Annotated in this window: 22 protein-coding genes; 10 read left to right on the plus strand and 12 right to left on the minus strand. The window is 40.8% G+C overall.

Annotated elements, in window-relative coordinates:
* Nucleotides 1-28: 28 nt before the first annotated feature.
* On the minus strand, nucleotides 29-631 hold the full coding sequence (gene tpx / locus AC2IOM_RS09950) for a thiol peroxidase (protein ID WP_486358256.1): 603 nt from the start codon (nucleotides 629-631) through the stop codon (nucleotides 29-31).
* A gap of 261 nt (nucleotides 632-892) precedes the next feature.
* Between tpx and AC2IOM_RS09955 the strand changes: the two genes are divergently transcribed.
* Entirely contained in the window at nucleotides 893-1,897 is a 1,005-nt protein-coding gene (locus AC2IOM_RS09955) for a response regulator (protein WP_010559846.1), read from the plus strand.
* A gap of 4 nt (nucleotides 1,898-1,901) precedes the next feature.
* Nucleotides 1,902-2,852, plus strand: a complete 951-nt coding sequence (locus AC2IOM_RS09960; RefSeq protein WP_100913627.1) for a sensor domain-containing diguanylate cyclase — start codon at nucleotides 1,902-1,904, stop codon at nucleotides 2,850-2,852.
* A gap of 54 nt (nucleotides 2,853-2,906) precedes the next feature.
* Here AC2IOM_RS09960 and AC2IOM_RS09965 read toward each other — a convergent pair whose 3' ends face one another.
* Nucleotides 2,907-3,233, minus strand: a complete 327-nt coding sequence (locus AC2IOM_RS09965; RefSeq protein ID WP_010559848.1) for a ribonuclease E inhibitor RraB — start codon at nucleotides 3,231-3,233, stop codon at nucleotides 2,907-2,909.
* A 316-nt stretch (nucleotides 3,234-3,549) separates the two neighbouring features.
* Between AC2IOM_RS09965 and AC2IOM_RS09970 the strand changes: the two genes are divergently transcribed.
* From AC2IOM_RS09970 to AC2IOM_RS09980, 3 genes are read left to right on the plus strand one after another with little or no spacing between them, the layout of a single operon-like run.
* Nucleotides 3,550-5,223 carry an autotransporter assembly complex protein TamA gene (locus AC2IOM_RS09970; protein WP_486358257.1) on the plus strand — a complete coding sequence of 558 codons (1,674 nt, stop codon included), beginning with the start codon at nucleotides 3,550-3,552 and terminating at the stop codon, nucleotides 5,221-5,223.
* Nucleotides 5,220-8,921: an autotransporter assembly complex protein TamB gene (tamB, locus tag AC2IOM_RS09975; protein WP_486358258.1), complete on the plus strand. Its 3,702-nt coding sequence runs from the start codon at nucleotides 5,220-5,222 to the stop codon at nucleotides 8,919-8,921. The genes AC2IOM_RS09970 and tamB overlap by 4 nt, the downstream gene beginning before the upstream one ends.
* A gap of 2 nt (nucleotides 8,922-8,923) precedes the next feature.
* Nucleotides 8,924-9,814 carry a peptidylprolyl isomerase gene (locus AC2IOM_RS09980; RefSeq protein ID WP_486358259.1) on the plus strand — a complete coding sequence of 297 codons (891 nt, stop codon included), beginning with the start codon at nucleotides 8,924-8,926 and terminating at the stop codon, nucleotides 9,812-9,814.
* A gap of 19 nt (nucleotides 9,815-9,833) precedes the next feature.
* Here AC2IOM_RS09980 and queF read toward each other — a convergent pair whose 3' ends face one another.
* Entirely contained in the window at nucleotides 9,834-10,682 is an 849-nt protein-coding gene (gene queF / locus AC2IOM_RS09985; RefSeq protein ID WP_486358260.1) for an NADPH-dependent 7-cyano-7-deazaguanine reductase QueF, read from the minus strand.
* A 61-nt stretch (nucleotides 10,683-10,743) separates the two neighbouring features.
* On the opposite strand from queF, the gene syd reads away from it, so the two are divergent.
* Entirely contained in the window at nucleotides 10,744-11,292 is a 549-nt protein-coding gene (syd, locus tag AC2IOM_RS09990) for a SecY-interacting protein (RefSeq protein WP_486358261.1), read from the plus strand.
* A 168-nt stretch (nucleotides 11,293-11,460) separates the two neighbouring features.
* On the opposite strand, the gene AC2IOM_RS09995 is transcribed toward syd, so the two are convergent.
* Genes AC2IOM_RS09995 through AC2IOM_RS10005 form a run of 3 tightly spaced genes read right to left on the minus strand, consistent with a single transcriptional unit; the run spans nucleotide 11,461 to nucleotide 12,780 of the window.
* Nucleotides 11,461-12,234, minus strand: a complete 774-nt coding sequence (locus tag AC2IOM_RS09995; RefSeq protein WP_010559854.1) for a Zn-ribbon-containing protein — start codon at nucleotides 12,232-12,234, stop codon at nucleotides 11,461-11,463.
* A 4-nt stretch (nucleotides 12,235-12,238) separates the two neighbouring features.
* Nucleotides 12,239-12,511, minus strand: a complete 273-nt coding sequence (locus tag AC2IOM_RS10000) for a hypothetical protein (protein WP_100913620.1) — start codon at nucleotides 12,509-12,511, stop codon at nucleotides 12,239-12,241.
* A gap of 41 nt (nucleotides 12,512-12,552) precedes the next feature.
* A complete protein-coding gene (locus tag AC2IOM_RS10005; protein ID WP_105171210.1) occupies nucleotides 12,553-12,780 on the minus strand; it encodes a DUF2789 domain-containing protein in 228 nt (75 codons plus the stop codon).
* A gap of 110 nt (nucleotides 12,781-12,890) precedes the next feature.
* Between AC2IOM_RS10005 and AC2IOM_RS10010 the strand changes: the two genes are divergently transcribed.
* Nucleotides 12,891-13,544 (plus strand): GNAT family N-acetyltransferase, encoded by a 654-nt coding sequence (locus tag AC2IOM_RS10010; protein WP_486358262.1) that lies wholly within the window; start codon nucleotides 12,891-12,893, stop codon nucleotides 13,542-13,544.
* Between the two features lie 606 nt (nucleotides 13,545-14,150).
* On the opposite strand, the gene AC2IOM_RS10015 is transcribed toward AC2IOM_RS10010, so the two are convergent.
* On the minus strand, nucleotides 14,151-14,453 hold the full coding sequence (locus AC2IOM_RS10015) for a DUF3301 domain-containing protein (RefSeq protein WP_010559858.1): 303 nt from the start codon (nucleotides 14,451-14,453) through the stop codon (nucleotides 14,151-14,153).
* Between the two features lie 15 nt (nucleotides 14,454-14,468).
* Nucleotides 14,469-15,491, minus strand: a complete 1,023-nt coding sequence (locus AC2IOM_RS10020) for a DUF3549 family protein (RefSeq protein ID WP_486358263.1) — start codon at nucleotides 15,489-15,491, stop codon at nucleotides 14,469-14,471.
* 95 nt (nucleotides 15,492-15,586) lie between these two features.
* Between AC2IOM_RS10020 and AC2IOM_RS10025 the strand changes: the two genes are divergently transcribed.
* From AC2IOM_RS10025 to AC2IOM_RS10035, 3 genes are all read left to right on the plus strand, one after another.
* Nucleotides 15,587-15,877 carry a YqcC family protein gene (locus AC2IOM_RS10025; RefSeq protein WP_010559860.1) on the plus strand — a complete coding sequence of 97 codons (291 nt, stop codon included), beginning with the start codon at nucleotides 15,587-15,589 and terminating at the stop codon, nucleotides 15,875-15,877.
* Nucleotides 15,877-16,629, plus strand: a complete 753-nt coding sequence (gene truC / locus AC2IOM_RS10030) for a tRNA pseudouridine(65) synthase TruC (RefSeq protein ID WP_010559861.1) — start codon at nucleotides 15,877-15,879, stop codon at nucleotides 16,627-16,629. The genes AC2IOM_RS10025 and truC overlap by 1 nt, the downstream gene beginning before the upstream one ends.
* A gap of 136 nt (nucleotides 16,630-16,765) precedes the next feature.
* A complete protein-coding gene (locus tag AC2IOM_RS10035; RefSeq protein ID WP_486358264.1) occupies nucleotides 16,766-17,215 on the plus strand; it encodes a flavodoxin domain-containing protein in 450 nt (149 codons plus the stop codon).
* A 45-nt stretch (nucleotides 17,216-17,260) separates the two neighbouring features.
* Here the strand turns inward: AC2IOM_RS10035 and AC2IOM_RS10040 are convergent, their stop codons facing one another.
* The 4 genes from AC2IOM_RS10040 to bepA are packed head-to-tail and all read right to left on the minus strand — an operon-like array spanning nucleotide 17,261 to nucleotide 20,087.
* A complete protein-coding gene (locus tag AC2IOM_RS10040; RefSeq protein ID WP_105171215.1) occupies nucleotides 17,261-17,695 on the minus strand; it encodes a DUF2069 domain-containing protein in 435 nt (144 codons plus the stop codon).
* Nucleotides 17,692-18,240: an NAD(P)H-dependent oxidoreductase gene (locus tag AC2IOM_RS10045; RefSeq protein ID WP_105171216.1), complete on the minus strand. Its 549-nt coding sequence runs from the start codon at nucleotides 18,238-18,240 to the stop codon at nucleotides 17,692-17,694. The genes AC2IOM_RS10040 and AC2IOM_RS10045 overlap by 4 nt, the downstream gene beginning before the upstream one ends.
* Nucleotides 18,240-18,587 carry an arsenate reductase (glutaredoxin) gene (gene arsC / locus AC2IOM_RS10050; RefSeq protein ID WP_486358265.1) on the minus strand — a complete coding sequence of 116 codons (348 nt, stop codon included), beginning with the start codon at nucleotides 18,585-18,587 and terminating at the stop codon, nucleotides 18,240-18,242. Before arsC ends, AC2IOM_RS10045 begins: the two co-directional genes overlap by 1 nt.
* A gap of 51 nt (nucleotides 18,588-18,638) precedes the next feature.
* Entirely contained in the window at nucleotides 18,639-20,087 is a 1,449-nt protein-coding gene (gene bepA / locus AC2IOM_RS10055) for a beta-barrel assembly-enhancing protease (protein WP_100913609.1), read from the minus strand.
* Nucleotide 20,088 lies beyond the last annotated feature (1 nt).

A 20,088-nucleotide genomic window follows, 5' to 3' on the forward strand; every position in this document is an offset into this window, starting at 1 on the left:
CGGCGGTTTTTTTATATCTGAACGTTAATTATAACTTCTTAAGAGCTGACTCTACTGATACATAATCAGGTTCTTTTGCTAAATTAGTCACTAACTGCTTGTAAACAATCTTGTGGTCTTTATCTAAGATGATCACACCGCGCGCTAATAACCCCATATCTTGGATTAGCAAGCCATAGTTTTGGGCAAACTCACGCCATACCGCGTCTGATAAAGTATGCATTTGGGTAATGTTTTCGGCCTTACAAAAGCGGCTTTGTGCAAATGGTAAATCCATACTGATAGTAAGCATCACCACATCACTGTAATTCGCTGCAAACTTATCATTGAAGTGTTTTGTTTGTAAGCTACACACACCGGTGTCTAGGCTTGGTACTGTGCTAATAAGCACTGCTTTTCCTTCAAAGTCGCTTAAAGAGACTGGTGCAAATTTATTGTTTGCCGCTTTGAAATCGGGCGCTTGTTGTCCTAGTTCAACCGCATTACCACGCAAGGTCAGCATTTTACTGTTGGCTGAAATTTTACCAGAATCAGTTTGATTCAGAGGTAATTGATATTGCGCTGCCGCTAGGTTTAAAGACAAAAGAGATGCGCTAATTAAACCCGTTAACGTCATTAAATTTTTTAACATAATAAAAACACAGTTTCTGCTATAAGTAATGTTAATTTAGCACACGTGTAAGACACTGATAAAGTGATAATAATACTTATCTGTTAGCGGCTTTAAGCGAACAGTTCAACGCGTTACAATTTGATTAAATTGGTAACTTTGTGAACGAAACTTTTGTAATTTGTTACAATTTTTAGCACAATAGTCGTAGATTTCATGCAGTGCTAGTTAAAACCTACTTCCTGCTCTAAACTTATAAAGACAAAAAATAAGAGTGATAGTATGGCAACCCCAGTTTTAATATGTGATGACTCTCGTTTGGCGCGGCGACAGCTCGCTCGTTCGCTACCAGATGATTGGGACATACAAATTGAATACGCTGAAAATGGTCTTCATTGTTTAGAGCAAATAAAAGCGATTCAACCTGAAATTCTGTTTCTCGATCTTAATATGCCACAAATGGACGGCTACGAAGTGCTGCAAGCAATCAAAGCAGAGAATTTGCATGTGCTGGTGGTGGTGGTGTCTGGTGATATTCAGCCAACAGCCCATGAACGAGTGATGGCACTGGGGGCAATTGATTTTATCACTAAGCCGTGTGATGGCGCTAAGCTAGAAGAGATTATTGAAAAGCATGGCATTAAAGATAAAGCCATGCGCGAACGCTTGCAGCATTCTCTTGGCGAGCAACTCGATCCTGAACTGCGAGATATCTATCAAGAGATCACTAACGTAGCGATGGGACAAGCGGGTAACTTATTAGCACGTTTGCTTAATGTCTTTGTTGAACTACCTATTCCTAACGTTAACGTATTAGAAGTCAATGAGCTTTCAATGGCGCTGCAATCAATCGATACCAATGCGTCCACATCTGGTGTTTGTCAAGGCTTTATAGGCGGTGGCGTATCGGGTGAAGCATTGTTACTACTCAATGATTCAAGTTTTGTTGAAATCGCATCTTTAATGAATTACGAAGGTGAACTGAATCAAAAAGTGGAACTAGAGCTGTTAATGGATGTGGGGAATATTCTCATTGGCGCAGTATTAACGGGACTTGCTAAGCAGCTTGATATGCACTTTTCACAAGGGCACCCTGTGGTAATGGGGCAGCACTGTAACGTAGCCGATTTAGTCAGTACTAACCAAGATCGTTGGCAGCGTACGTTAGCAATTGAGATCAGTTACGGCATTGAAAATCACAACGTAAACTGTGATCTAATGCTGTTATTTACTGAAGACTCACTAAAAACACTCAAGTTTAAAACACAATACTTATTAGAAGACTAACACTATGAGCGTAGACTTTGAACTCAATGAAATTCACTGGATGATGGATATGTTTAACACCATAGACGTCGGTTTGGTGGTGTTAGACAGAAAATACAATATTTGTGTTTGGAATGGCTTTATGGAAGCTCATTCTGGTTTGTTACCCAGTGCGGTAAAAGGTAAAGACGTATTTGATGCTTTCCCAGGCATCGATGAAACATGGTTTCGCTCGAAGGCCGAATCGGTATTTGTGTTAAAAACTCGTTCTTTCACCATTTGGGAACAGCATCCGTATATTTTTAAGTTTAAAAATTACCGACCAATCACCGGTAAAGCGGATTACATGTACCAAAATGGCACTCTTATTCCGCTGACGAACACCACAGGCGAAGTTTCTCACTTGTGCGTGATTATTTACGATGTGACTGATGAGGCGGTTAACAAACTAGAGCTTGAACAAGCGAACGCAAAACTAGAAGAGTTAAGCCGAGTTGATAGGTTAACGAACCTTTATAACCGTGGTTTTTGGGAAGAAAGCTTTTCAAAAGAATTTAAGCGTCAGCAACGCAGTCAGGCAAAAAGTTGCTTGTTAATGTTCGATATCGATCACTTTAAAAAGATCAATGATTTATTTGGTCACCAAGGTGGCGATGCGGCGCTGTGTTTCGTGTCACAAACGTTGAAAAAAGTGCTGCGCGAGTCGGATGTAGCAGGGCGTTATGGCGGTGAAGAATTTGCTGTAACGTTAGTGGATACCGACTTAGATGGCGCCAAAGTATTTGCCGAACGTTTGCGTAAAACCATAGAAGATGCGGTGATCCATTACGAAGAGTCGGAAATCACGCTTACTATAAGCATAGGTATTGCGCAGTTTGATGGTAAATATACAAAATACGAACAGTGGATTGAAGACGCCGATAAAGCACTATATCGTTCAAAAGAAGCAGGGAGAAACACCATTAATGTGGCGTAATTCTGCTGGCTTAGCGTTAGCAAGTTAACATACTTACTAACGCTACTAGCTTACTTACTCAGCTAAAATACCCCAACCGTCGCCGTAGCCATTAAGCGGATTAGCAACCGATTCTAGGTAGTTCTCTAAATCAGTAATAAGCTGATGGTCTGGTACCATTTCAACACTCACTAACACTTCAAACACCCCCGTGTCTGGGCATTTTTGTTGTTTGGTATTAGGTGCAAGATCGTCCTCGCTAATAACTTTGGCAAACTTGTCTGCATCACTGACTTTTTCAAAAAGAATAAAAAAGTCTAGCGTGTGTGTCTTGGTTAAATCGACACCTTCTTGGTGCATCTCGGCCAAAATTTGCCCATTGTCGTCTGTTGGAAAATCCATCAAGGTACTCACGTAATAATTTATAGCGCTAAGTTTACTGCGTGCGTGAAACGGGGTAAATATGTAATCGTGAATGTTTTTGTTTATTCGCACATTTTGGCAGGTTAGAATAGGTACGGTTGATTTTTGACGTTCTATTTTTGTGCTCGTTGAGCGTATTTCTATTACGGAGTTTGATGTTTCGCCTTGTAATTTACGTGAGCTTCAATAACTAAAGATTGATGCGCGTTTATAGAATCAATCGCCTCCGAATTCATAATTAAAATTAATTGAGTATAAATTGTTCCGCAGCATTATTATTTTTACAGTGTTATGTTTGTTCTCTTGCTCAGTATTGGCATCGCCAATTGTTTCGAGCATTACTGTAAAAACAGACAACGACGGGCTAAAACGCAACGTCGAGTTATATTTAAATGAACTCAAACAACAGTCATTTTCTCCAAGTATCATTAAAAAAGCCAAAACGCTTACGCAAAATGCGTTAAAACCGTTTGGTTATTACTTACCAACCATTGACGTTAAAGCAGAAGATGACGGCGGGAAAGTACGCCTCGTTGTTAATGTCGATGCAAAAACGGTGACACAAATTAGCCAGCTCGATATTCAGATTTTCGGTGACGCTGCAAAGCAAAAAGAAATTAACGAACAGATTGCAAAGCTTAACTTGGCGGTTGGTCAGGCGCTTAATCATAGCGCGTATGAAAAAGCAAAAAGCCAGATAAGCTCTGTGCTTTTCGAATATGGTTATTTTGACACAAAGTGGTTAAAGCATGCCATTGAAGTACGCCGTGGTACTTACAGCGCGGTTATTCGCTTACATGTGGATTCGGGAATTCGCTATAAATTTGGCCCTGTTGTGCTAGACAAAGAAATAAAAGCGTACGAGTTGGTGCATCGTTTAAATCCAATGGTTGTTGGCAATCCATATGATAACAACACGGTAACTGATTTTAATATTCAACTGTCAAATATGCCTTACTTTAAAAGTGTGCGTGTTTATCCCGATATTATTAATCGTGAAAATGGTGAGATCTCGGTTATCGTGCAACTGCTGCATAAACCTGAGAACAGTTTCGAGGTCGGTGGTGGTGTAAGCACCGACGATAACGGTTTAAAGTTACGGTTTAAATGGACTAAACCATGGATCAGCGAAAATGGCCATTACCTTGAAACCAATATTGAAGCCAGTCAAGTAGACCCACAAGCACGTATTAGCTATACCATTCCGGTGAACGATCCGAATAATGATGTTTGGCGTTTTGGCGCGGGTTATATTTATGACGATAACAAACTATCCCGAAAAGCAACGGTGCAAGCACAACGACAATGGCTTACAGACAGTAATTGGATCCGTACCGCGTTTTTAAAGTATGAAATCGAAAATTACGAAATAGACAGCACGCATTATCACAGCAATATGGTACTGCCGGGCATTAGTTACGCAAGAAAACGTACGTTAGGTGGAACTACGCCATATTGGGGTGAGCAGTTGTTAATTTCCACCGAATTTGCCAGCGAAAGCCTCGCATCCGACACAGACTTAGTAAAAGTGCAGCTATTAGGTCAACGCCTTACCACTTTTGCTGAACGCCATATGCTATTTGGCCGCATTAATATAGGCGCCATAATCACTGACGATATTAATGATGTGCCAATTTCGATGCGCTTTTTTGCTGGTGGTGATAAAAGTATTCGCGGTTATCGTTACGAGTCAGTAGCACCAAAAATTAATGATCAAGTTGTTGGAGGGCAGTACTTAGCGACTACCAGTGCCGAATATAACTACCGCTTTTTACCGAATTGGCGGGCCGCGTTATTTATTGACGCCGGTACTGCAACCAACGATTTCGAAGATAAAATTCAGGTAGGTACAGGCCTTGGTTTGCGATGGTTAACGCCAATTGGCCCGGTAAGAATTGATTATGCCTTTGCTGTTACTGATGACACGCGTACAGGTCGCTTTAGTATTACCATAGGGCCAGAAATATGAGTGAAACGATAACTAAAACCACGCTTACGAAAACGGTTTTACGCGTGTTTCGTAATCTATTTTGGTCTTTGTTAGTACTGCTTATTGGATTAGTCGCGCTGGTATTCAGTGGTGTTGGTAATCAACTGATAGTTTACGGTGCAAACAAACTAGTACCTAATCTTTCTATTTCCATGAAAGACGATCCTTTGTTACGCGGCGGTCAGTTTAGCGTTAATTATAAAAATGAACAGTTAGCGCTTACGTTAGTTAATGCGCAGCTTGATGTGCGTTTTTATAGTTGTGCGGCGATATGTGTGAAGCAGTTTAATGCGCAATCTGTAGCGGTTGAGTTAGCAGCAAGTAACAATACCCAAGAGCCTGATACGCAATCGCCACTTGGCAAAATAGAGCTGCCAGTGTCGCTAGCGGTAAAAACATTTTCAATAAAATCATTTCGTTTCACCCAAGGCGAGTTGGCGCTTGATGTCAGTGAGTTTTTTACCCAACTTAATGCGCAAAAGAGTGAACTGACCGTTGAACGCTTAGCAGTAAATAAGATTAAGTTAGCGTTGCCTACACAAGATAAAGAAACCAGTGCTACAAAAACAACATCGCCAATAACGATGCCAAAAATATCGCCACTGCACTTTGAACCCCCACTTGATTGGCAAATAAACGCGCTGCGTGTATCGCAATTTGAGCTAGTTCAAGCAGACGCATCGCAAGTGATCCACAATGTATCGTTGCAGGCAAAGCAGCAAGCAAGTGATTTAAATGTTATTCACTTAAGCCTTGATTATCAGGACATCAGTGCGGCACTGAACGGCGCGTTGTCACTAGCAAACCATAACCCAATAAGCTTAACCGCAACCGTTGAACACCCAAAACACGCTATTAAGGCGAATCTTGAAGGTGATTTAAGTGCATTAACAATAAGCAGTGAATTAACGGGCTTATACAGTGCATCACTTAATGGCAGTGCATCGCTGCTGAATGAGCAATTACCGTTTGAACTGAACGTTTTATCAAAGCACTTAGAGCTAGTACAAGACGATAAAACAATCGCCGTAGATGACGCAAGCGTTAGTGCAAAAGGCGATTTGACCGCTTTTGATTATAGTTTGAACACAAAGCTAAGTGTTACAGATATGCCAAAGCTTGCGATTGATGGTGAGGGCAAAGGTAACTTCTCTGAACTCAATATTGAACGCTTGGGTATCGAAAGTGAAAAAAGTACATTAACACTCGCAGGTAAGGTCAATTGGCAACAAGGGGTTGATGCCTCTATTTCAGTATTATCTGAGAATATTAGTACTGAGGAATTTTTGCCTTCGGTTGCCTCTAACTTGGCGCTAAAAGGTGACTTGGCGGTACGCGCAAATGGTAACGAGTGGCAACTCGATATTCCGGAATTTGCAGTTGCCGGTCAAATAAACAATGCGCCTATCGATGCGATTGTTGCGATGAACGTTGATGATAGCCTAAAAGCGTCAATATCTCAGTTACAGATTACCAGTGACAAAAACCAATTAACGTTACACGGTGAAATAACAAAAGAGTGGGATATTTCAGGTAACCTGAATTTAGTAAACCCCGATAGGCTTGACCCAAGGTTGTCAGGACACGGAAACGCTGAGTTTAAAATTACCGGCGAACTCGAAAAACCAAAAGCGCGCTGGCAAGCAAATTTAAAACAGTTGGCATTTGAAGAGTACCGAATTGATGCGCTAAGCAGTGAAGGCCATGTTGATGTTGCAAAAAATTATTTAAGTAAGATTGCATTTGATGCCAAAGGGATCTCACTTGATGATCAGCCAATTCATGCGGTTTCCGTTTTGATAGAGGGCGACTTAAAGCAACATTTGGCTAAGCTATCGTTAGAATCTGAAACAGTAAATGCAAAATCACAAATTAACGGTGGTTTAATCAACAACCAATATGCTGGTAGCGTAAATAAGCTGGCGCTTAAAAATCAAAAAATCAATTTAACCAATCAGCAAGCGATAGATTTCAGTTATCACGTAAACTCAGGGCAAGTTAATGTTAGCGAACATTGCTGGCAAGGCACCAATACAGCCTTTTGTTTAAAACCTTTAACCGCATCGGCCGAGCAAGGTGAATTATCGTTAGCATTAACGCACTTTGATCTTTCTGTATTAACGTTAGCGCTTCCTAAAACCATAACGCCTACAGGCCAATTAGTCGGTCATTTAGATGCACGCTGGCAAAATGGCAAGTTATTGAGTTTAAATAGTGAGATAAAATCCAGCGATGTTAATTTTGCAATCAACGAAAGCTTTATTAAAACGCAAGTACCAATCGAACAGTTTTATTTGAACGCTAAGGCGGACCAAAAAAGCGTAATGCTAGACGCAAACTTAGCATCGTCCGTGCTCGGCAACATTATTAGTGATATCGATATTACTGATGTGACCGGAAAACGTGCGTTAACCGGCAAAATACAATTACAAGCGCTCTATTTTAGTAATTTAACCGGCTTTAGCCAGCAAATTGATAAGCTCGACGGTGAACTTAATGCCGATGTTACCTTATCAGGTAGCGCGTTTTCGCCACAAATAAACGGAAAACTAGCTCTGCAAGGGCTTGCGTTTCTCGCGCCATGGACACCATTGAGCATTGAACAAGGCAATATGGCTATAAACTTTAATGATCATAGTGCTAATCTCAACGGCGAATTATTTGATAGCAATAAAGGCAGCTTAGCGCTTGATGGCCAAGCAAATTGGCAAGGCGAACCGAGTGCGAGTGCCAATATTAAAGGCAATGGTTTTAAAATCGCCCTTGAGCCTAATTTGTGGTTTGCAATATCACCAAATATTAATATGACCTATGAACAGCAATTCGCCAATATCTCAGGGCAAGTACGTGTCGTTGATGGCCGCATTAAAGTAAAAGAACTACCTGAAGGTGCTGTAAGCGTTTCCGATGATGAAGTTATTGTCGATGCTGCTAAACAAACGAAGAAACCGTTACCAATTCGCTACGGTATCGACCTTTCAGTTGTCATTGATGACAATGTGCGTATTGATTCGTTTGGTTTACGTTCAAAGTTAAAGGGCGATGTGCTGTTTAAACAAGTGGGCGATACGCCGCTGATTGCAACGGGTGAAGTGGCGTTATTAGAAGGTTACTATCGCGGGTTAGGGCAGGAGCTACAAATCGAAAAAGGGCAAATCGCCTTTAATGGTGCGGTTGATAAACCGCTACTGAATGTAAGAGCCATTCGTAATCCTGACCTTACTGAAGACGGTGTTATCGCCGGCATAAAACTTACAGGTGGTGTTGAACAACCACGCCTTGAAGTATTTTCAGATCCCAAAATGGATCAAGCTATGGCGTTGTCTTATTTATTGTCAGGGCGTCCGCTTAGCGATTCTAATTCATCGAGTGATGGCATGTTAACCCAGCTTTTATTATCGCGCGGTCTTGCGCGTGGTGAGGGCAGTATTACAAAAATCGGTGAAGCAATCGGTATTGAAGATGTGTCGTTATCATCACGCGGCAGTGGTGAAGAAACCAAAGTAGAGATTTCAGGTTATGTCGCGCCCGGCATTCAAGTGCGATACAGTATTGGCATATTTGATTCGATGAGCGAAGTTGCAGTGCGTTATCAATTACTACCAAAACTGTATATTGAAGCGATTAGTGGCCTAAATGATTCGCTCGATATTTTATATAAATTTGATTGGGACTAATAATGATAAGAAAAACCCTAATATCGCTGGTTGTAGGCGCGTTGGCTGTTACCAGCACAGCAAGCCAAAGCAATGATAAACCATTATCACCTGCCAAAGTGATAGCACAATCAAGCCAAAGTGAATGGCGTGCGCTCGATTTAGAAAACACGTTAATACTATCGCTAAACACTGGCGATGTAGTAATTGAACTAAACCCGTTGCTCGCTCCTAATCACGTTGCTAACTTTAAAAAGTTAGTACGAGAAGGGTTTTATAAAGACTTAAATATTTATCGTTTTGTCGAGGGCTTTGTTGCGCAAGGTGGTGATATTTCAGAAAAGAAACAACCGAAAACAGCCAGCAAATCCATCGCCGCGGAATTTACAAAAACAACACAAAAGCCAATCGCGATTCAGCTTGTGGATCCACAAGATGGTTATGCTGATAAAACTGGATTTTTAAATGGTTTTGCTGTGGCGCAAAATGCGGCGAGCACCCAAACATGGCAAACCCACTGTATTGGCAATTTTGCCATGGCAAGAGGCAACGAGCTTGATAGTGGTGGTACAGAGTTTTACATGATTTTGGGCAATCACCGTTATTTAGATTTAAATATCACATCGTTTGGACGCGTTGTAACGGGTATTGAGCATATTCAACGACTAGATAGAAAAGCAAAAACGACGATTGAAGATGTTAGCTTTAATCCAATTCGCAATTTTGTTGTGGCAGCAGATTTAAGCGATTCGCCAGCACATAATATTGAAGTGATGAAAACCAATAGTGATAGTTTTAAGCGGTATATTGAATCACGACGCAATCGCCCGGAACCTTGGTTTCACCACCAAGCAAATTACATCGATGTCTGTGGCTTAAACGTGCCTAAACGCGCAAAAACCACAGAAAAATAAAGATAGTTTAAGTAACCGCTTATTGGCGGTTACTTTTTAACTTAAATTGTGTTGTCGTAAAATCGGTAGAGCGATACGGGTTGATATCTAAACCACCACGACGCGTATAGCGTGCAAATACTTCAAGTTGCGTCATCGAAAACTTATTCTGAATATCGCAAAACAAGCGCTCGACACATTGTTCGTGAAATTCGTTATGATTTCTAAATGAAATAAGGTACTTGAGTAAACTCTCATGGCATATTTTTTTGCCGGTATAGCGGATCACCACCGATGCCCAATCTGGCTGTGATGTGATCAAGCAGTTAGACTTTAATAAATGGCTATACAGTGTCTCAGTCACAATCTCATTGCTCGCATCGGCCTTGAGTAGCTCGGTATTGAGATCGTATTCACTTACTTCAATATCTAAATCATCTAAGCACGTGCCAGTAAATGGGGTTGGCATTAAGCAATCGAAATCGTCTGCATTGAAAAGTTTTACAACCACATCGCAATTTGCTGCTTTAGATAAATCGCTGGTTAGAATTTGCTGAACCTGCGCCATAGAATCAAATTTAGTTTGGTTAAAGCTGTTTAAATACAGTTTAAATGACTTTGATTCTATAATATGGCTGCTGGTGGCTGGGAAAATGAACTCAGCAACAGCTACGACTGGCTTACCTTTTTGATTTAACCAAGAAAGCTCATAGCCTGTCCATGTATCTTCGCCTTTAAATGGCAATGCACTTTCATCGATATTTAAATCGTCGCGATTAAGTTTTCGTGCAATGGGAAACAGTAACGATGCATCGTAACTGTCTTTATATTCGGTTTGTTGTCCGAGTAATGCACCTTTTAATTCAGGCGCGTCTTGGTAATGTGACATAATCAGATTAAAATCGGTAAAATAATTAACTATTGTAACGAATAAATTGGGCAAAGGCAGTATGTCAATTAGCGAAAACTTACAACGCGTGTACACGGAAATTACGCAATTAGCACAGCAAAAAACAGGGCAGGCACCACGCGTGTTTCACGATAGCGATTGGCCAAGTCCATGTGAAATACCAAATAGTGTCGAAAATGATTCGGTTGCTTGGCAGCAAGTGGCGCAAAACGGCAATATGCGAGGTTTAGAAAAAGCCCTTGAAACAAAATTTCCGGCGGCACTTCAGGCCTATTTTGGCAGCTTTTACAGCGATAATTTATTTGCCAGCTATCAAGAGCATAATCTTTGTTTATTGCAAGCTTGGAGCGAACAAGACTTTGATCGTTTACAGCAAAATATAACCGGCCATGTGCTTATGAAGCGTCGATTAAAACAAGCTGATACGGTGTTTTTTGCAACCTGTGAAGAAGATGATTTGCTACTTGTAATGAAATTAGAGGATGCAAGTATCTGGCTTGAATACCTTGGCAAAGAACCACATCATAAATTAGCAGACTCAATGGAAGCATTTTTAGCTGACTGCTCTGGTCTCTACTACGCACAATAACGTTTAATATCAAGGTGATTAACTATGTGGTCGTGCTTGCGAGCCAAAGCACCATCACCTACGATGAAAAATTGCCGTGACAGCAACAGCCAAACTTTTCATTCCGTTGCAGAATCGTTTTTTGTTTAAGTAATAAGGCGCGCTTTGCGCCTTATTACTGTTTTGAAGTTACTGAAAGTCCCATGAAATATTAGATACCAGCTCACAGGTATCACAGCGAAAATCGAACAAGCCAAACCATGGCTCCTCTAAGCGCCAATCACCGTCACATTTAGGACATTTACGCGACAACTCTTGCTCTTTTGATAACCCGCCCACTCGGTATAAATAGTAATACACCGGTTTTTTCGTAAGGAAGCGAATGCGCTTTGATAAATCCATACCGCGTCTAAAAAGGTCACTATCAATATCGGCTAATTCTTTAATTGCTGCAAATTCGCAGCGTGTTGCACCATTGATTTGAATTTGGTCGCAGGCTTGCCAATCTTCTTGCCACTTTAGCAGGGCTTTGAAGTCACCATTGGCAACAGCAGGCACTTTATATAGTGGTACGGGCATAAAGTCGTCACCACAGTATAGCGGGCTACAGGTATGCAAATAGGTAGTATATAAAATATAGCTCGATGGCGATGAGCAAGCGTCAGAGCCATTGGAATGAATATCTTGCCCAATTACTTTTACTTTTGGCTGTAATAAGCCAGCTTCATTGAGTTTCTCTAAGCTAAATTTTACAAACGGACTGTGATTTAACGGATGCAGTGCGTCTTCTTCTGGGCACATAACACGGGTAATAAAAAAGCCATCTTTTAGCGTTGTTGGAAATTCTTCCCCGATAATTTGGCCATTAAAGCGCAGTGCATTAACTAAACGCACTATGGCTTGTTCAGCCGCATCGAGTGTGGTGTCTTGATAGCAATCAAAGGTAAGGTCGACAATGTACATGGGATTATTTATTTTCTAGCAGGGATAACAATTTATCGAGCTTAGCTTCGATACGATCGAGTTGCGTTTGCGACGCACTTGAGGTTTGTTCTGGCTGTTGCACTTGCTTTAGTGTTTGACGTTCAAAATCGCTTGGGTTTTGTTTATAACGTGCAAGCACATCAATAATGATAGGCATTGGCACCGGTTGAGGTAAATTTGCTTTTACGAGTGCAACGTTGGGTTGCTTGTTGGCAGCTAACAGCTTACTGATAGTTGCGATGACGATATCTTGCATAAATGTGCCCTTTTTAAACCATTAGGCAATTTTACTGTAATCTAACGGAGCAGGCTATCGAGTTGATCGATAATTTCACACCAATCAGCGTCTTGCTCGATTGATTCTTTAATAAAGCTCGCTTGGCTTTGGCTCCAAAATGGCGCATCGGCAAGTATTAGGCTTGGTGAAATTTTATGGGTAGCGATAAATTGTTCAATCGCTTCATCTGTCGAATCGAGCCCAAGTTGTGAAAACAGATCATTCATTGCATGTGAACCTGATTCCATAATATTGCTCCTATGTTTGCTAAAGAAGGTTGTTTTAACGCTATAACTATAGAATAGCTCAAATAATGTGCTAACTTGAAGTGTGAACAATAATAATAAAGGAAGATATTATGGCCGACGAAACATTAGCAACCCCAGCGTTAGATACCGCATTAAAAGCCAGCTATTTAACCGCAGAAGACTGCAAAATCGCAGCAAGTGTATTGTATCAAGCGTATCACGATGATGAGTTATTTCAGCAAATCTTGGGATACGATAAAGCAAATAAAGGTGCTTACGAGAAAAAACTCCGCTTATTAATACGTGAAGAGCTAGCCAGCTTTTGGCAAAGCCATCAGCATATTATCGGCGTATTTGCCGGTGACAATTTGCTCGCGGTTAGCTGTGTGCAAAAAGCCAATGATGCTTTAGCTGCGGACAGAGTATGGCACTGGCGCTTAAAATTAATGCTTAACACCGGGGTATTATCTACCAATCAGCTTATCGAAAAAGAAAAAGCAATCCACCAAGCCGTCGCAAGCTTCTCTAACTGCTGCTTTATTAGCTTATTTGCAGTCGATCCTCATGTGCAACACCAAGGTATCGGCCGCTACTTATTAAGAGCAATTGATGACGTTGTTAAATCTGATGGGGCGCAAGCAAGTGCGGTGTTCATTACACGGGAACGTTTTCACGATTTATTTATAAGTGAAGGTTACCAAGGTGAAACTGAACTTACATTTACCAAAGTGTCTGGAAAACTGTTTGTTAAGCAAAAGGGCTAAGTCGCTTTCTGACAAATAGTGTGTAAGAAATATCTCACAATGATGTGAGTTTGTGATGCTTTAAGTGCTGTAAATAGCACTTATTTTCATTTAACTCTATGTAATAAAAGAAAAATTATAATATGTATAAAAGATTAATAAATTTAGAATCAATTTACCTCATTACATTAGTCACAAATTCTCACTATTATTAACATCAACAAGGAAGCAAACATACAGGAAGTATGTTTTATGCCAAGGAATGGAATTTAGGCATAGATACAGGGCGTATCAAGGGAGCAAAGGACAAGGATGCAGGGATGGCGGTGCACTAAATGAGTTAGTGTTTTGCAAAGATGCAAAAGGGATAAACGCAGGAGCGTTTAAAGGATGGTTTAGGAAAAACCAAAATACAGGGAAAGGCTAGGAGCAAAGAGGACACCTCAGGATGAGGGTAGGAATTGGGACAAGGATAGCCAGGGAAGCATGGATTGGTTTCCTTCAATGGATGAGAAATGGATGTGCGAAAGCATAAATGGTGATGGATAACCAGGGAAAAATGGATGTTTTTTCGAATTTGAGGCGCGGCATTATGTTGCGCCTTAGCTTTTTCTGACGTACTAAAAATTAGTTTATTTTATGTGGCGGCACATCAACACTAATTACTTTGTCATTTTCTAAATTAACGACGCCATTGTAACTGTCTTCGCCATTGCTCGAAAACTCCCAAACAAAAGTTGATTTAAGCCCTGGTTTTCCATTTTTTAAAATACCAATACGTTTTTTGGTACACGCAATACTAAGAAACTGTACATTCAGTTTTTCGCTATGGCGATTGGCATATTCTCTTGCACTTTCAGCAGCTTGTCGGTCAAGCCAAAATAAGTAGATCAGTGTAGCAACAGCCAGAATAAGCCAGATTGACGCCATAACGTTACCTAATAATTATTGTTGAAATAGTTTTCCAATTGCACGCGAAAGGGCTTCGCTTCTATTTTGCATTCGGATCATTGCTAACATATGAGGGCGTAAACTTGGAATTGCAACAAGATCAGCAAAAATGCCAGCAAAAACATCTTGGTCGTGTTCTGATGCAAGGTAATCCATAAGAGCGACAACATGATTTGCGAGCACATGCCAGCAGCGCCCTGTGAGCGTTAATACGGTATCAAGGTTAAGCAAGGTTGGTGTCGTTACTAACTTTGCGACAGCACGTTCTAAAATACCCGTGGCAGAAGTATTTGACATCATGCGTAAGTAGTTAATGATATTTTCACTGTTTTGTTGTTTAACAGCGTTTTCAAACTGAACGTACAACGCTTCCGTTAAAGCAACCGAAATTGCACTGTGTTCAAGGGTTGCAGCCAATGAATTAACAACGGGCTGTGGTAACTGATCTAATGCTTTTATTAAGTTGTCTTGATTGGTATCTGTTAAGCGCATTGCAAAATCAGCTATGCCTTGCAAGCCAAGTTGCTGCCATTCATTAAAACCAAGCTTACCGCTAAAATAAAGTTCTACATGTTCATAGTAGGCTGATGCGCTTTGTTTTAGTTCTTTTTTAATAATGGCATTAAACGCAGCGAGTTTATTTGCGTTTGGTGTAAATACATACGGGTTATTATCGAGCTGGCTTTGCGCTTCGTCATTGCCTGTAAGTTGATTTCCAAGTGCCTCGAGTACCATTGATGCAAAATGATTGCGGCTTGCTTGAACCAGTTTACTTTGTTCGTCGAGCGGCATTTTCAAAAACCAAATGTAGGGCGTTTCTGTCTCGTGGCTATTCCAAAATTGAATCGCTAAAAACGCATGTTGTTGCAATGGAAATGGATAGGGGATTTGATTATTTTCTATTTGCGAAAATGTTTGCTTATCAATTTTTTGAATGCGGCGACCCATGTCAAAAACGCGCCATGTGGTGCCTGCATTATCAAGAAGTTCGCCAAGGCTTGAGATAGTGTGTTGCATTAATAATTATCCATTCGAGCATTTTGCTCATTATACAATGAAAAGCAGCGAAGTTTTGATAAAATACGTGAATAGCTAAGTAATATAACACCGATATGATCATTCAACTGCTCGACGAATTAAGTGACACGTTAAAAGTACATCAACTGTGGTCAAACACACCACCAAATACTGCAGCATTCGCATCTACTGCGCCATTTTGTTATGACACAATGCGGTTTGAACAATGGTTACAATTTGTATTTATTATCAAAATGAAGCAACTCGTTGCCGCAAATCAACCGTTGCCAAAAGGTGCCAATATCACGCCGATGGCAGAGCAAATGTTAGGCGATTATCCAAAAGTGATTGATGTGATTAAAAAATTAGATAAGGCGCTTAATTAATGTTTGGTGAATTACCGATTTTATATCGTGATGAACACTTTATTGCGATTGATAAACCGTCGGGTTTATTAGTGCATCGCTCTTTTTTAGATAAACGTGAAACTCATTTTGCGATGCAGATGCTACGCGACCAAATTGATCAACATGTGTTTCCGCTTCATCGGTTAGACAGGCCTACTTCTGGCGTGTTGTTATTTGGTTTAAGTAGTGATGTAGCGCGTACCGCAAGTTCACTCTTTTCAGAGCATAAGATCAGCAAGCGGTACTTAGCGCTAACCCGTGGTTTTGCGCCAGAGTCGTTACATGTGGATCATGCACTCAAATACAAACACGATAAGATTGCCGATAAGTTTGCCGATAAAGAAAAACCAGCGCAAGAAGCACAAACCGACTTTAAGTGTTTACACCAAGCTGTGATCAATAAACCACTTGGTAAGTTTCCAACGGTGCGTTATTCACTGGTAGAGTGTTTACCAAAAACTGGCCGCAAGCACCAAATTAGGCGCCATTTAAACCATATTAATCACCCCATTTTGAATGATGCAAATTACGGTGATAACAAGCAGAATCATTTTTTCCAGCAAGAGTTTGGCTTAAATCGCTTGATGTTATTTGCTAAAGAACTCACTTTTGAGCATCCCTTTAGTAAGCAGACAATTCATATTGAGGCCTCAATAGGCGAGCCGGAGCTTGAATTATTTAAGCGCTTAGGCTGGCCAGGTGAAGAGAAAGATTATCGGTTGCTAAAATAACACCTGATTGCCTAAACTGTTTTAGTGCCAGCTTTATTGATTTGGGAGTAAGTTAACTACCTCATTTGCAAGGTTAAAGATGTGGGGCATTACCCATTAATAAAGTTGGTTTAGGGAACTAACACTAGGAGAAAAAATGGCAAATATTAAGTGTTTCATTGGTACCGTTTACGGTGGGGCAGAAGCCCTTGCTGAACAACTAGAGTCAATTGCACAGTCAAAAGGTCATGGATTTGAACTCTATAACCCAGGCAGTATCGCTGACTTTGTTTCAAGTGATGTGATTTTGGTAGTTACATCAACAACTGGGCAGGGGGATATTCCTTTTGAACTTGAATCTTTGTATTTGGCCCTTAAGTCGGAGTTTCCGTTAATTTCTAATAAGCCATTTGCTGTGATTGCAATGGGCGACAGTAGTTATGGAGAAACTTACTGTGGCGCTGGCAGAAAATTTAGAGAGTTACTCATTGAGTTGCAAGGAAATGAAGTGATAGAACTGTTAAAGGTCGATGCGAGTGAACACTTTGATCCTTTGCCTGTGGCGACACCTTGGTTTAACTCACTGCTTGAAACATTAGATAAGTAATTGTTAGTGAGAGATTTAAAAAAAGCGGCATATTTGCCGCTTTTTTTATTCTTTATCTTCAAAGGCTGCTTTTTCTTCAGCAAGCTCTTCTTTTAGCTTTCTAATTTTAAGCCCTAACTCTTGGCCACGATAGCGAGCGTAGTATGTACAACCAATAAACATACAACTGGCAAAAAGCAGCTCAAGCAAAACAAAAATCATCTCATTTTGCGCCACCCACAAGGAGGTAAAGCCATGCAAAAAATAGATAATGACAATAAAGTTAGCCCAAGCGTAGGTGTAGGGTTTATCTTGAATAATACCTTTGAGCGGCAGTAATAAAGGCACAATGTAAAGGCCAATAACGAACCCAGTGCTGTAACCTTCACGTGGTGATAACCCGAGTAACCAGGTTGGCATTAAAATTAATAACCCAATGTAACCGAATAGCGCAATTTTTTGATAGCGCTTTGTAATTGCTTGTTTCTCTATTTTACTCATTGTAATTGCTTAATTAGTTTAGCGAGTCGATTGCCAACACTTTGGCAAATGGCGATTTCGTCCTGACTTAAATTACTTGAATTTGTAAGCCCGGATACATGGCTTGCACCGTACGGGGTGCCACCAGTTTGTGTGGCTGATAACGCAGGCACATCATAGGGTACGCCGCATAACAGCATGCCGTGATGCAACAGAGGCAATGCCATTGACAGTAATGTTGATTCATTACCGCCATGTTGACTGCTTGATGACGTAAATACAGCAGCGGGCTTATCAATCAATTGACCGGCTAACCATAAATCACTAGTAGTTTCCCAAAACTGTTTTGCTGGTGAGGCCATCATGCCAAACCGTGTTGGACTACCAAAGGCAAGGCCCGCACAATTTTTTAATTCGTCAATGGTCACAACTAGGTCGTCAGAATCATCGCTGAAACAGCGAATTTTTACGTCGATGCCAGCGTGTTGTGCTGCGTCGCTGATCTCGTACGCCATATTTTTTACTGAATCGGTACGAGAATGATACAGCACTAATAAATAAGACATTAGATAATTGCAAGCACGCTTTCAGGTGGGCGGCCAATTGCTGCTTTGCCATTATTGATAACGATTGGGCGCTCAATTAATTTAGGATTAGCAACCATTGCATCAATTAATGCGTCTTCGCTTGTTTCATCTTTTAGATTAAGCTCTTTGTAAATTTTTTCTTTAGTGCGCATTAATTGACGCGCAGAATCAAAATTTAATAGGGATAAAAGTTGTTTAATATCTTGCGCGCTTGGCACATCTTTTAAATATTCAACAATCTCAGGAGAAACGGCATTCTTTTCAAGCAATGCAAGGGTTTCACGTGATTTTGAACAGCGAGGATTGTGAAAAATTTTAACAGTCATAGGATTCTCAAATCTATTTTTTGCGTGATTGTAATGTGCTTAAAGATGAAATTAAAGTTTCGCGAGCTCTTTTTGCATTAGGCGATATTCTTTTAATCGCGCTTTTAAGCGTTGCTGCTTAATTTCATCTTCCGTATCCACATGATTCAATGCTTTTTGTACTTCGTTTGAAGCTTGAGCATAGGCACCATAATCAGTGTAAATGCTGGCTCTTAATTCATGGTAAGACGCTTTGTCATCTTGCTCTTTATAAGTTTGTGCTAGCAGTTCTTTACCTAATACATGTTCTGGTTTTTCGAGCAAAAAGTACTTAAGTAATTGGTGTGCTAAATCGAGTTTGCCTGCTGTTATAGCGGCATTGGCATAATTGAGCGTGACCACCTGATTATTAGGTTGGCGCTGATACTCTTTTTTTAGCATGGCGAGTGCTTCGTCGTATTTTTTCTGACCGAGTAATAAATCGGTTTTTGAATCAAGAATAAATAAGCTACCAGGTACTTTTTTCTCTAAATTAGTGAGAAGGTCGTTTGCCTCATCATATTTCTCTTGGTCTATCAGTGTTAAGGCAAGGCCGTACTCTGCTGCTGTGGTAAGTGCAAAACGGTTAATGCGTAAATGTTTACGAAATTCTTGTTCTGCTTTCGCGCTTTCTTGCCCGTAGCGTGCAATTACGCGTGCTTTTGCTAACGAGAAATCTAACGACGAATCGATAAAGCGTTCAGGGTATTGCAGTGCGCGCATACGCACATCTGAAACACGAGAATCGGGTAATGGGTGAGTCAGTAAGAATGCTGGTGGTTTGGGCATATGACGCATTTGATCGGCAAGTTTTGCTAAAAATTCGCTTGATTCTCTTGGATCAAATCCGGCGCTATTTAGTGTTTGCATGCCAACGCGGTCTGCTTCTTGTTCTGCGCCTCGGCTGTGCGTTAACTGACTTAGTTGCGCTTGTGTTTGGCTTGCAGCCAAAATAGCCATACCTGCGTCGGGGGCAATCATGGTTGTTAAAATGCCGGCTATCATCCCTGCAATGGTGAGTCCTTGATTGTCTTTTGCTTGTTGTAAACGTCTTGCTAAGTGACGTTGTGTTACGTGAGCGATTTCGTGTCCAAGTACTGACGCCAGCTGGCTTTCGTTATCGGCGTTCATTATTAACCCTGTATGCACGCCAACATGACCGCCGTAGAAGGCAAACGCATTTATATCTTTGCTATTAATCCAGAAAAACTCAAACGGGAAGCGAATGTCATCAGCATGGGCAACAAGACGATTACCAATATTAGTAAGGTATTCATCGAGTGCGGGGTCTTGCATTACACGTGAGGTGCCACGCACTTGCATCATCATAACATCGCCGATGGCGCGTTCTTTTTCGATTGATAATACTTGTACTGCTGAGGTGCCGAGATCGGGTAACTTAAAATTATTTTGTGCCACAACGGGAAGCGAAAGTGCGAAACAAAAGCACGTTAGCTTTTTTAAAAGGCTGGGTTTTGGCATG

This window comes from Pseudoalteromonas sp. NS-SX12, assembly GCF_057367955.1.

Bases quoted from the DNA above. Each gene is read 5' to 3' on its own strand.
- tpx (WP_486358256.1), bottom strand. From the start codon at position 631: ATGTTAAAAAATTTAATGACGTTAACGGGTTTAATTAGCGCATCTCTT.
- AC2IOM_RS09955 (WP_010559846.1), top strand. From the start codon at position 893: ATGGCAACCCCAGTTTTAATATGTGATGACTCTCGTTTGGCGCGGCGA.
- AC2IOM_RS09960 (WP_100913627.1), top strand. From the start codon at position 1,902: ATGAGCGTAGACTTTGAACTCAATGAAATTCACTGGATGATGGATATG.
- AC2IOM_RS09965 (WP_010559848.1), bottom strand. From the start codon at position 3,233: ATGGATTTTCCAACAGACGACAATGGGCAAATTTTGGCCGAGATGCAC.
- tamB (WP_486358258.1), top strand. From the start codon at position 5,220: ATGAGTGAAACGATAACTAAAACCACGCTTACGAAAACGGTTTTACGC.
- AC2IOM_RS09980 (WP_486358259.1), top strand. From the start codon at position 8,924: ATGATAAGAAAAACCCTAATATCGCTGGTTGTAGGCGCGTTGGCTGTT.
- queF (WP_486358260.1), bottom strand. From the start codon at position 10,682: ATGTCACATTACCAAGACGCGCCTGAATTAAAAGGTGCATTACTCGGA.
- syd (WP_486358261.1), top strand. From the start codon at position 10,744: ATGTCAATTAGCGAAAACTTACAACGCGTGTACACGGAAATTACGCAA.
- AC2IOM_RS09995 (WP_010559854.1), bottom strand. From the start codon at position 12,234: ATGTACATTGTCGACCTTACCTTTGATTGCTATCAAGACACCACACTC.
- AC2IOM_RS10000 (WP_100913620.1), bottom strand. From the start codon at position 12,511: ATGCAAGATATCGTCATCGCAACTATCAGTAAGCTGTTAGCTGCCAAC.
- AC2IOM_RS10005 (WP_105171210.1), bottom strand. From the start codon at position 12,780: ATGGAATCAGGTTCACATGCAATGAATGATCTGTTTTCACAACTTGGG.
- AC2IOM_RS10010 (WP_486358262.1), top strand. From the start codon at position 12,891: ATGGCCGACGAAACATTAGCAACCCCAGCGTTAGATACCGCATTAAAA.
- AC2IOM_RS10015 (WP_010559858.1), bottom strand. From the start codon at position 14,453: ATGGCGTCAATCTGGCTTATTCTGGCTGTTGCTACACTGATCTACTTA.
- AC2IOM_RS10020 (WP_486358263.1), bottom strand. From the start codon at position 15,491: ATGCAACACACTATCTCAAGCCTTGGCGAACTTCTTGATAATGCAGGC.
- AC2IOM_RS10025 (WP_010559860.1), top strand. From the start codon at position 15,587: ATGATCATTCAACTGCTCGACGAATTAAGTGACACGTTAAAAGTACAT.
- truC (WP_010559861.1), top strand. From the start codon at position 15,877: ATGTTTGGTGAATTACCGATTTTATATCGTGATGAACACTTTATTGCG.
- AC2IOM_RS10035 (WP_486358264.1), top strand. From the start codon at position 16,766: ATGGCAAATATTAAGTGTTTCATTGGTACCGTTTACGGTGGGGCAGAA.
- AC2IOM_RS10040 (WP_105171215.1), bottom strand. From the start codon at position 17,695: ATGAGTAAAATAGAGAAACAAGCAATTACAAAGCGCTATCAAAAAATT.
- AC2IOM_RS10045 (WP_105171216.1), bottom strand. From the start codon at position 18,240: ATGTCTTATTTATTAGTGCTGTATCATTCTCGTACCGATTCAGTAAAA.
- arsC (WP_486358265.1), bottom strand. From the start codon at position 18,587: ATGACTGTTAAAATTTTTCACAATCCTCGCTGTTCAAAATCACGTGAA.
- bepA (WP_100913609.1), bottom strand. From the start codon at position 20,087: ATGCCAAAACCCAGCCTTTTAAAAAAGCTAACGTGCTTTTGTTTCGCA.